Here is a 9,866-nt window from a genome sequence, read left to right as displayed (position 1 = left end):
TTTTTATTATCAATGCCTAAATATATTAAAAATTAATTACGATCCACAAGAACTTAAGTCGAATATGTTAATTATTAATTACACAATTAAGTTAACATGCTTTTTTCTATCTGTTACCAATTTTACCCTAAATAGCTGATTCACTAACGAATAGTTCTAACACACAAGACATAGTTCTGCTAGAACTTAGTCGTTTCTATTTGTAATCTTCCGAGTATTTTTCCTGATATTACTAATTATTTTTTTCTACCGATAAGGTACTGTCCGGTTTTGTGACATATATTATGATACTGCATTCAGCTAATTTGGAGTGGTAGGCGATTTTTGTGTACTTTTGCAGCCATAAAAGAAATAGATATGATTTCGGTTGAAGGACTAACAGTTGAATTTGGCGGATTTACGCTTTTTGATGATGTTTCGTTTGTGGTAAACAAGAAGGATCGTATCGCACTGGTCGGTAAGAACGGGGCGGGAAAATCTACGATGTTGAAGATATTTGCAGGTTTGCAGTCTCCGACATCCGGTACGGTGAGTATTCCCAAAGAGACGACGATCGGCTATCTGCCTCAGCAGATGCAGCTGACCGACAGCCGTACTGTCCGTGAAGAGGCGGAACAGGCTTTCGGTCATATCCAGGAAATGGAAAAGGAGATCGAACGGCTGAATCTGGAACTGGCTGAACGGACCGACTACGAAACGGAATCGTATCAGAAGTTGATAGATAAGGTAACACATCTTTCCGAACATTTCCAGCTGATGGGGGGAAGCAACTACCATGCAGAACTGGAACGTACCTTGATCGGTTTGGGATTTAACCGCAGTGATTTTGAACGTCCGACTTCCGAGTTCAGCGGTGGCTGGCGTATGCGTATCGAGTTGGCAAAATTATTACTTCGCCGTCCGGACGTGTTGTTGCTCGATGAGCCGACCAACCACCTGGATATCGAATCTATCCAATGGCTTGAGAATTTCATTGCGACCCGTGCCAATGCTGTGATCCTGGTTTCGCATGACCGTGCTTTTATTGATAACACCACGTCCCGTACGATCGAGATCGAGTTGGGAAGTATATACGATTATAAAGTAAAGTATTCCGAATACGTTGAGCTTCGTAAGGAACGTCGCGAACAACAACTCCGTGCTTTCGAAAACCAGCAGAAGAAACTGGCTGATACCGAAGCATTCATTGAACGATTCCGTTATAAAGCGACCAAATCTGTTCAGGTACAGTCACGCATCAAACAGTTGGAAAAGGTAGAGCGTATCGAAGTGGATGAGGTAGATACAGCCATGTTGAGCCTGAAATTTCCTCCGGCTCCCCGTTCCGGTTCTTACCCTGTGATTATGGAGAATGTGGCTAAACGTTACGGGGATCATCTGATCTTCAAGGATGTCACATTGACCATCAACAGAGGGGACAAGGTCGCTTTCGTCGGAAAGAACGGTGAAGGTAAATCGACGCTGGTCAAATGTATCATGGAACAGATCGATTATGAGGGAAAACTGCAATTGGGGCATAACGTGAAGATCGGTTACTTTGCCCAGAATCAGGCGCAGTTGCTGGATGATAACCTGACGGTCTTTGATACGATCGATTATGTAGCGCAGGGTGATATACGGACCAAGATCCGTGATATCCTCGGTGCCTTTATGTTTGGCGGCGAAGCGTCCGATAAGAAGGTGAAAGTCCTGTCGGGAGGAGAAAGAAGCCGTCTGGCGATGATCCGCCTGTTGCTGGAGCCGGTCAACCTGCTGATCCTCGATGAGCCGACCAATCATTTGGATATGCGTTCGAAGGATGTCCTGAAAGATGCGTTGCGTGAATTTGACGGTACCGTGATTGTCGTTTCCCATGACCGTGAATTTCTGGATGGCCTGGTAGATAAGGTTTATGAATTCGGAAACCAGCGTGTCGTAGAACATCTGGGAGGAATCTATGAATTCCTGGAAAAAAAGAAGATGGATAGCTTGCGTGAACTGGAACGTTCCACACAGGTAGCTTCTTTGGCAACGGATGCGGATGGCCAGCCTACACAAAACAAACTTTCTTACGAAGCACGCAAAGAACAAAGCAAAGCGATCAAGAAAGTGGAGAAGGCCGTTGCCGAGGCAGAAAATAAAATAACGGAACTGGAAAACTCCATAGCCGCCATTGAAGCCAGGCTGGCGACTCCCGAAGGAGCTTCCGATACCTCTTTATATAATGATTATTCATCATTGAAAAAAGAGTTGTCCGACACAATGGACACATGGACGGAGTTGACCATGGAATTAGAAGAATTGAATGAGAAAGCGTCCCGGTGATCCGGTGGCGCTTTTTTTGAAATATATTGATTAAAGAAGGATTGCATTAAATAAAAAGTATTTACTTTTGTCAATTGATAGACTCCGGTTTATCATACCATGAGATTGAACTAATTGATAAATAACAAACGCCTAATTTATAGACAAATATTATGTTAACTCAAATTATTAACGGTCGTATCCTGACACCACAGGGCTGGATGAAAGATGGTTCTGTTCTGATTAGTGATAACAAAATTCTGGAAGTGACCAACTGTGACCTCGCCATAGTTGGTGCAAACCTGATTGACGCCAAAGGAATGTATATCGTTCCGGGCGGAGTGGAAATTCATGTTCACGGCGGAGGCGGACGTGACTTTATGGAAGGTACGGAAGATGCGTTCCGTGGTGCCGTGGCTGCTCATATGCAACATGGTACGACGAGTATTTTCCCAACTTTGTCATCTTCAACCATCCCGATGATCCGTGCGGCGGCAGCTACAACTGAAAAGTTGATGGCTGAAAAGGACAGTCCTATCCTCGGATTACATTTGGAAGGCCATTATTTCAATATGAAGATGGCCGGTGGCCAGATTCCTGAAAATATCAAGAATCCGGACCCTGAAGAATATATCCCGTTATTGGAAGAGACGAATTGTATCAAGCGTTGGGACGCTGCGCCTGAATTGCCGGGTGCCATGCAGTTCGGTAAGTATATCACTTCGAAAGGCGTGTTGGCAGCTGTCGGACATACACAGGCTGAGTATGAAGATATCCAGACGGCTTATGAAGCAGGTTATACACATGCTACGCACTTTTATAACGCGATGCCCGGTTTCCATAAACGTCGCGAGTATAAGTATGAAGGAACTGTCGAAAGTATCTATCTGATCGATGACATGACAGTGGAAGTGGTAGCTGATGGTATTCATGTCCCGCCGACAATCCTCCGTTTGGTATATAAAGTGAAAGGTGTGGAACGTACTTGTTTGATCACGGATGCACTGGCCTGTGCGGCCAGCGATAGCCAGGTGGCTTTCGACCCGCGTGTGATCATTGAAGACGGGGTTTGTAAGTTAGCCGACCGTTCGGCTTTGGCCGGTAGTGTGGCTACTATGGACCGCCTGATCCGTACCATGGTACAGAAAGCTGAAATTCCTTTAGAAGATGCGGTTCGTATGGCTTCTGAAACGCCGGCTCGTATCATGGGAGTTTACGACCGCAAGGGTTCTTTGCAACGTGGTAAAGATGCCGACCTGATGGTCTTGGACAAAGATTTGAATGTACGTGCTGTCTGGGCTATGGGTAAATTGGTGGAAGGTACTAATAAGGTGTTTTAACGGGATCGAACAAGAATAAAATATAGAGGAAGTTATGTTAACTCAAATAATAAACGGACAGATCCTGACTCCACAAGGTTGGTTACAGGATGGTTCCGTTCTGATCAGTGATGGTAAAATACTGGAAGTAACAAATAGTGACCTGGCTGTGATAGGGGCTACGGTGTAGATGCCAAAGGAATGTATATTATTCCGGGTTTCGTTGCTATGAATATACACGGTGGCGGTGGATATGATTTTAAGGAATGTACAGAAGAAGCTTTCCACGGGGCAGTGAACGCACACATGAAATATGGGGCGACTTGTATTTTCCCGACATTGGGCCCGCTTCCCATGACTGAAATCAGGAAAGGGGTTGCCTTATGTGAAAGTGCGATGGCAGAGAAAAACAGTCCTGTGTTGGGATTACAATTGGAAGGACCCTATCTGAATCCAAAGATGGCAGGCAGTTTACTGACGGACGCTTTGAAAGATCCTGATCCGGACGAATATAAATCGTTACTGGAAAGTACGAATTGTATTAAACGTTGGGATGCAAGTCCGGAATTACCGGGGGCATTGGATTTTGCCCGTTATGTCCGTTCAAAAGGTCTTTTGGCAGCTGTTTCTCATACGGAGGCAGAATTTGAAGATATTAAAGCTGCTTATGAAGCCGGTTTTACGCATGCGGCTCATTTCTATAATGCTATGCCTGGATTCCATAAGCGTCGTGAATATAAATATGAAGGAACGGTAGAGAGTGTGTTCCTGGAAGATGATATGACAGTGGAGGTGATTGCTGATGGCCGTCACTTGCCTTCAACAATCCTGCGTCTGGTTTACAAGCTGAAAGGTGTGGAACGTACATGTCTGACAACGGATGCATTGGCTTATGCTGCTAATGAAGGAAAGCCGGTGGATGATCCCCGTATCATTATCGAGGATGGCGTTTGTAAACTGGCTGATCATTCCTCATTGGTTGGAAGTATAGCTACGATGGATGTGCTGGTTCGCACAATGGTGCAGAAAGCCGGAGTACCTTTGGCTGATGCTATCCGTATGGCTTCAGAAACGCCGGCCCGCCTGATGGGAGTAGACGATCGCAAGGGTTCTCTGCAACGTGGTAAGGATGCCGATATCGTTATTCTGGACCGTAAGTTGAATGTCCGTTCTGTCTGGTCGATGGGACATTTGGTGGAAGGAACGAATACATTGGCTTAGTACCAACTTATAGGTAAATAGATATTTTTGATAGGGTTCTTTAATCTTTATTTGCCGAAGAATTGTTATATTTGTAGTTCAAGTAAAAAAGTTCTACTAAATCGTAATTAAACATGAAGACGAACCTTAGTTCTCAAATTACCCTGACGCGTATACCGCTCAGGTATTACCGTCCGGAAAACGCTTACGAGCAATCAGTTTTAACTCGTATGGAGAAGATTCCGACAAACATCTACGAATCAGCTGAAGAAGGATCTTTCGTGATCGCGAAAGAATTGGCCTCACAAATACGTAAAAAACAGGCAGCCGGCGAACCTTTCGTTCTCGCTTTGTCGGGTGGACGTTCCCCTCGGAGTGTATTTAAGGAATTGGTTCGTATGCATAAGGAAGAACAACTGAGCTTCCGCAACGTAATTGTATTTAATGTATACGAGTTCTATCCGCTGAGCGCATCGACAAACAGTAATCTGGCTTATTTGAAGGAGTCATTCCTCGACCAGGTGGATATTGATCCGAAGAATATCTATTCACCCGACGGTTCTATGCCGAAAGACGATATCTTCGAATTTTGCAGACAGTATGAACAGCAAATCCAGAATTTCGGCGGAATCGACTATATCCTGTTGGGAGTAGGGCATGCTAGTAATATCGGCTTTAACGGTCCGGGATCATCTGCCAATGTCGGAACCCGTCTGGTTTTGTTGGATAACGATGCACGCAAAGAAGCTGCCCGTACATTCAAATCGATTGAAAATGTTCCGGCAAGTGTAATCACAATGGGTATTTCAACTATTCTGAGAGCTAAGAATGTGATTCTGATGGCCTGGGGTGAAGATAAATCACGTATCATTGCCAATACGGTTGAAGGTAAGGTCAGTGAAACAGTTCCTTCTACTTATTTGCAGACTCATATGAATGCAAAGGTGGTGATCGACCTGTCTGCCGCTTACGAACTGACAAGAATCAGCCATCCCTGGTTGGTTACCAACTGTGATTGGGATAACAAACTGATCCGTCGCGCTATCGTTTGGCTGTGCCAGTTGACTGGCAAACCGATCCTGAAACTGACAAACAAGGATTACAGTGAACATGGACTGGGCGAACTCTTAGCGTTGTATGGTTCCGCTTATAATGTAAATATCAAGATATTCAATGATATTCAGCATACAATCACCGGATGGCCGGGTGGTAAGCCGAACGCAGATGATTCCAACCGTCCGGAACGCGCTACCCCGTATCCGAAGAAAGTGATCGTATTCAGTCCGCACCCGGATGACGACGTGATCTCTATGGGGGGGACTTTGCGCCGTTTGTGCGACCAGCACCATGATGTGCATGTGGCTTATGAAACTTCCGGCAATATTGCTGTGGGGGATGATGAAGTGATCCGTTACTGCGAGTATCTGCGTGATGTTTGCGACAAATATTCTCCGAATGACAGTACTGTTAAAGACAAAGCGGAAGAGATTATCAAATACCTGCGTTTCGAAAAGGTAGAAAACGGGGAACCGGAAAAGAAAGATGTCCTGTTCATGAAAGGTACTATCCGTCGTGAAGAAGCCCGTCACGGTTGCCGTTACTCGGGTGTGAAAGATGAAAACGTTCACTTCCTGGATCTTCCGTTCTATGAAACAGGTCTTGTTAAGAAGAATGATCTGGGTGAAGCCGACGTCGCTGTCGTAAAGAAACTGTTGCAGGAGATCAAACCGGACCAGATGTTTGTGGCCGGTGACCTGGCTGATCCGCACGGAACACATAAGGTTTGTCTGGATGCCGTACTGGCTGCCATTGATGAACTGAAAGACGAAGAATGGCTGAAACATTGCCGTGTTTGGATGTATCGCGGAGCATGGGCAGAATGGGAAATGGACCACATTGAAATGGCAGTTCCTATCAGTCCGGAAGAATTGCGCTTCAAACGTAATGCTATCCTGAAACACCAGTCGCAGGCAGAAAGCGCACCGTTCCTGGGTGACGACGAACGTCTGTTCTGGCAGCGTGCCGAAGACCGTAACCGTGCTACAGCCGAACTGTATAAGGATCTGGGTCTGGCTTCCTATGAAGCAATCGAAGCATTCGTTCAGTATATGATCCCGTTTGATAAATAAGACTTAATTGTTTCTATAAAAAAAGAGCGCTTACCTGATGGCAAGCGCTCTTCATGTTTAATGTTGATGCTAAATTAATAGGTCGTTCCCTGGAAAATGTTTGACTGGGCATATGAAACTAATGTTCCTGTCATTGTCAGGTCTCTTCCTGAGAAATTCGGGTCTACGGTAACTGTTGCTTTGTTGCTTCCGTTCATCAATGTCAGATTTACAGTGGCAGAGATGAAAACACCCTGGACACTCATTGACAGGTAAACGTTACCGTTTTTGTCCTGTTTGGTTTGGATGTTGGATGCACTTCCCTGTACGGTAACACCACCTAATCCGTTAGGACCTGGGTACGGAGAGTTGGATGCGATCTGTACCATTGCCTGGCCATCATTCAAAGAGACGAAGTTTGTGTTTGAGTTTACATAGTAAACCTGTCCGTTCATTGGTTGTACGGAGTTGGCTTCCAATACAAAAGACTGGTTGGTGATAGCTTGCATGGCAGTGTTGAATTCCTGTTCGTCCATGATAGCATCCTTCGCTTCTCTTGCTTCTTTCTTCGCTTCTCTTTCTAACTTTTTCTCTGCTTTTTCTACGGCTTTACTCTGAGCCTGTACATGTGTCATTCCCCCCATTACAAGAGTGAAAACGACGATAAAAGATACAATTCTTTTCATACGATTTAGTTTAAAACGTTTTCAAAATGTAGTAAAAGAACAAGCATGAGTAAAAAAGGTTCCTAACAAATAGATGATTGTAGATACTATAACATTTTATCATGCTAATTTGGTTAATCCTCATTTTTATTATAGAATCTTTTATATAATAGATAGTTGCGGGGTAACCAGACTAGGTATTCAGCGAATTATCCTGTACATTTGCGGGTAATATCAGATGATTAAAACGAGAAGGTATGAAGATTGATGTATGTTTTTCGCCGGCCCTGTATCCGGTATATCATAACCCGGAAGCGATTGTCGTAGTAGTGGATGTGTTCCGGGCAACGACAACGATGGCGGCGGCTTTCAAGAATGGCGTTCGCAGTATCCGCCCGGTAGCGACGGTGGAGGAAGCTCAGGAATATAAGGCAAAAGGCTGGTTGGTCGGTGCCGAACGCAATGTGAAACGATGTGATTTTGCCGACTTCGGAAATTCACCGTTCGACTATACGCCGGAGAAAGTAGTCGGCAAGGATGTGATTTTTACGACGACCAATGGTACCCGGGCTATCACCATAGCAAAGTCTGCTTATCGTGTTATTACAGGGGCCTTTGTTAATTTACAGGCGGTTGCGGACTATTGTCTGTTTCATGGACGCGATGTCGTTGTTTTATGTTCCGGCTGGCAGGACAAGGTGAATATAGAAGATACTTTGTTCGGTGGGGCTTTGGTAGAGGTACTTGCCAAAACCGGTAAATACCGCCCGGCTACGGATGCCGCAGTCATTGCCCGCGACATGTGGACGAATAATAAAAAGAACCTGATCGCTTATCTTGCTCCGACCGACCATATGGCTCGCCTGAAAGCCAATCATCTGGAAGATGCCGTGCCTTTTTGCCTGACACCGGACAGTGTCGTCGTTGTACCGGAGTTGGTGATAGAAGGGGAGACTTTGGTATTGAAGAAAGTGATGACGATTTGATAATAAAGGAAAGATAACATAGAAATGGCTATAACAAATAAAATACGTTTCGGGGTAGTAGGAACGAACTTTATAACAGATTGGGTGATTGCCGGGGCACGGCAGGACGAACGTTTTGAACTGATTGCCGTCTATTCGCGGACACAGGAGACGGCAGATGCATTTGCTGCCAGGCATCAGATTCCCTATACATTTACTTCTTTGGAGGAGATGGCGCAAAGTCCGTTGATAGATGCGGTGTATATTGCTTCTCCTAATTTCTTGCATGCTCCGCAGAGTATTCTTTGCATGAAGCATGGCAAGCATGTGTTATGTGAGAAGCCGTTTGCTTCGAATGCACGGGAGGTGAGGGAGATGATTGAGGCTTCCCGGAAATACAATGTGACGCTGATGGAGGCGATGAAACCGACGCTGACTCCAAACTTCCGTGCCGTACGTGAGAATCTGCACCGGCTGGGGACGATACGGCGTTATTTCTCCTGCTATTGCCAGTATTCGTCGCGGTATGACAAGTTTAAGGAAGGGATTGTGCTGAATGCTTTTAAGCCGGAACTCTCGAATGGGGCAATGATGGATATCGGTATCTATACGCTTTATCCGATGGTAGTCCTGTTCGGGCGGCCGGAGAAGGTGGAGGCGACAGGTGTCGTGCTTTCTTCGGGGGCAGACGGACAAGGGGCCGTGAACTTCCAGTATAAAGGAATGAATGCGACTATCCTTTATTCGAAGATAGCTAACTCGTCATTGCCGACAGAGATACAAGGGGAAGAAGGAAACATCATTCTGGACCGGGTGAATATTATCAGCAAGGTGACTTATCTGCCCCGGATTGCCGCAGCGGCGGGCAAGAGTGCCATTCCTGAGCCGCAGGATATCAGCGCGGTGACGGATAAGGACGAATACTACTATGAGGTGGCCGAATTTATAGACCTGGTTCTTGCCGGTAAACGCGAATCGGCTATTAACAGCCATGATAATTCATTGATAACATTGGAGATTATTGACGAGATACGCCGGCAGTTGGGGGTTGTTTATCCGGCTGATAGGTGATTCGGATTTTATTAGATTTGAGCTATCTTTTATAGCAACTGGTTGTACCTGGCTCCCCTCTGGAGAGGGGGAGGGGGTGTGTCATATCCCCGCCATACAACCACCAAAATCAGAGTCACTTGACTATTACAGGTTCATTTGCCGTTTGCTTCAGCTGACGGTTTACAAGTTGTTTCTCTCTTTTGGCTTCAGCCACATTTCTCCTAGATAGAAACCTGTAAGAAATGGGACTAAAGTCCAATGAGATAACCCCTT

At 45.4% G+C, this 9,866-nt stretch carries 6 protein-coding genes and 1 pseudogene; 6 read left to right on the top strand and 1 reads right to left on the bottom strand.

The features are described from left to right. The first annotated feature begins 357 nt into the window (after positions 1 to 357). The 4 genes and pseudogenes from DXA15_RS23475 (at position 358) to DXA15_RS23460 (ending at position 6,931) form a co-directional block, all read left to right on the top strand. Positions 358 to 2,304 carry an ABC-F family ATP-binding cassette domain-containing protein gene (locus DXA15_RS23475; RefSeq protein WP_128135646.1) on the top strand — a complete coding sequence of 649 codons (1,947 nt, stop codon included), beginning with the start codon at positions 358 to 360 and terminating at the stop codon, positions 2,302 to 2,304. Positions 2,305 to 2,456: 152 nt separating this feature from the next. Next, complete coding sequence (nagA, locus tag DXA15_RS23470) at positions 2,457 to 3,623, top strand: N-acetylglucosamine-6-phosphate deacetylase (RefSeq protein ID WP_128135645.1); 1,167 nt, start codon at positions 2,457 to 2,459, stop codon at positions 3,621 to 3,623. 34 nt (positions 3,624 to 3,657) lie between these two features. Beyond that, positions 3,658 to 4,823 (top strand): annotated as a pseudogene (gene nagA, locus DXA15_RS23465) (N-acetylglucosamine-6-phosphate deacetylase). A 113-nt stretch (positions 4,824 to 4,936) separates the two neighbouring features. Further along, entirely contained in the window at positions 4,937 to 6,931 is a 1,995-nt protein-coding gene (locus tag DXA15_RS23460) for a glucosamine-6-phosphate deaminase (protein WP_128135644.1), read from the top strand. A 74-nt stretch (positions 6,932 to 7,005) separates the two neighbouring features. Here the strand turns inward: DXA15_RS23460 and DXA15_RS23455 are convergent, their stop codons facing one another. After that, complete coding sequence (locus tag DXA15_RS23455) at positions 7,006 to 7,596, bottom strand: DUF4251 domain-containing protein (protein WP_128135643.1); 591 nt, start codon at positions 7,594 to 7,596, stop codon at positions 7,006 to 7,008. Between the two features lie 236 nt (positions 7,597 to 7,832). On the opposite strand from DXA15_RS23455, the gene DXA15_RS23450 reads away from it, so the two are divergent. Together DXA15_RS23450 and DXA15_RS23445 are read left to right on the top strand one after the other, a co-directional pair. Beyond that, positions 7,833 to 8,561 (top strand): 2-phosphosulfolactate phosphatase, encoded by a 729-nt coding sequence (locus DXA15_RS23450; RefSeq protein ID WP_128135642.1) that lies wholly within the window; start codon positions 7,833 to 7,835, stop codon positions 8,559 to 8,561. A gap of 24 nt (positions 8,562 to 8,585) precedes the next feature. Continuing rightward, positions 8,586 to 9,611 carry a Gfo/Idh/MocA family protein gene (locus tag DXA15_RS23445; protein ID WP_128135641.1) on the top strand — a complete coding sequence of 342 codons (1,026 nt, stop codon included), beginning with the start codon at positions 8,586 to 8,588 and terminating at the stop codon, positions 9,609 to 9,611. Positions 9,612 to 9,866 lie beyond the last annotated feature (255 nt).

This window comes from Parabacteroides sp. AM58-2XD, from assembly GCF_003463685.1.
In the GTDB taxonomy this organism is placed as follows: domain Bacteria; phylum Bacteroidota; class Bacteroidia; order Bacteroidales; family Tannerellaceae; genus Parabacteroides; species Parabacteroides segnis.
This window is presented reverse-complemented; position numbering and strand designations above follow the sequence as displayed.

What these genes read in the sequence shown, in the direction of transcription:
- DXA15_RS23445 (WP_128135641.1), top strand. Translation starts at nt 8,586, where the DNA reads ATGGCTATAACAAATAAAATACGTTTCGGGGTAGTAGGAACGAACTTT.
- nagA (WP_128135645.1), top strand. Translation starts at nt 2,457, where the DNA reads ATGTTAACTCAAATTATTAACGGTCGTATCCTGACACCACAGGGCTGG.
- DXA15_RS23460 (WP_128135644.1), top strand. Translation starts at nt 4,937, where the DNA reads ATGAAGACGAACCTTAGTTCTCAAATTACCCTGACGCGTATACCGCTC.
- DXA15_RS23475 (WP_128135646.1), top strand. Translation starts at nt 358, where the DNA reads ATGATTTCGGTTGAAGGACTAACAGTTGAATTTGGCGGATTTACGCTT.
- DXA15_RS23450 (WP_128135642.1), top strand. Translation starts at nt 7,833, where the DNA reads ATGAAGATTGATGTATGTTTTTCGCCGGCCCTGTATCCGGTATATCAT.
- DXA15_RS23455 (WP_128135643.1), bottom strand. Translation starts at nt 7,596, where the DNA reads ATGAAAAGAATTGTATCTTTTATCGTCGTTTTCACTCTTGTAATGGGG.